The 1,108-nt window shown below is 71.8% G+C and carries 2 protein-coding genes; both read left to right on the top strand.

Translation table 11 applies throughout. From position 1 onward, the window contains the following. Positions 1-727 (top strand): DNA adenine methylase (locus ACTVZP_RS22225; RefSeq protein ID WP_443214301.1); only part of this gene is annotated, 727 nt, incomplete at its 5' end. 54 nt (positions 728-781) lie between these two features. Continuing rightward, the coding region (locus ACTVZP_RS22220) for a peptidoglycan-binding domain-containing protein (protein ID WP_458575427.1) at positions 782-1,108 on the top strand (327 nt) is incomplete at its 3' end.

The raw sequence follows: 1,108 nt of genomic DNA, 5'->3' as shown, positions 1-1,108 counted from the left end.
TCGCGAGGCCATCCCGCATCGCGCCTATGTCGAGCCCTTCGTCGGCATGGGCGGGATCTTTCTCCGCCGCCGCTTCCGGCCCCGCCTCGAGGTGATGAACGACCGCAACGGCGAGATCATCAACCTCTTCCGCATCCTGCAGCGACACTACCCCCAGCTCCTCGAGATCATGCGCTTCCAGATCTGCAGCCGGCGCGAGTTCGACCGGCTGCGGCTCACCGATCCCGCCACGCTCACCGACCTCGAGCGGGCCGCGCGGTTCCTCTACCTCCAGCGCCTCAGCTTCGGCGGAAAGCTCGACGGGGTGTTCGGCGTCTCGGCCGGACACGGGCCCCGCTTCTCGCTCGCGCGCCTCGAGCCGGTGCTCGACGCCGCCCACGAGCGGCTCGACGGCGTGGTCTTCGAGAGCCTCGACTGGGCCGACCTGATCCCGCGCTACGACACGGCCGAGACGCTCTTCTATCTCGATCCGCCCTATTTCGGCGGCGAGAGCGACTACGGCCGCGGGATCTTCGACCGGGCGCAGTTCGCGCGGATCGCCGAGATCCTCGGCGGCCTCAAGGGCGCCTTCCTCCTGTCGATCAATGACACGCCGGAGATCCGGGCGCTCTTCGGCCGGTTCCACCTCGAGCCGGTGCGGCTGACCTACTCGGTCTCCGCTTCGGGCAGCACCGAGGCACAGGAGCTCCTCGTCTCGAACCGAGAGCGGGTCGCGACCCTCCTCTGAACTCCCCTTCCTCTCGACCAACCCACGCCCCGCCCTCGCGCGGGGCTTTTGCATATGGAGAAAGACGTGACGACATCCGACATCCAGCGGCTCCTCGCGGCCGCGGGGCTCTACCGCAGCGCCATCGACGGCGACGCGGGGCCGCTGACCCAGGCGGCGGCACTGGCGGCGCTCGAGGGAGAGGCGGTGCCCTGGCGCGCCTGGCCCTCCCGCCGGCAGCGGATCGCGGCCGGCCAGGCGGTGCTGGCGCGGCTGGGCCATGTGCCGGGCCGGATCGACGGGCTCCTCGGGCCCAACACGCTCGAGGCGCTGACCGCCTGGGCCTCCGGGCCGGCGCGGGCCGCCGTCGACCGGCTGCCGCTGCCGGGCCACGCGGTGGCT

It is taken from the genome of Rhodobacter sp. NSM (assembly GCF_052244495.1).
GTDB lineage: Bacteria > Pseudomonadota > Alphaproteobacteria > Rhodobacterales > Rhodobacteraceae > Cereibacter_A.
The sequence above is the reverse complement of the archived record's forward strand: the minus strand, read 5'-3'. Positions and strand labels throughout refer to the sequence as shown.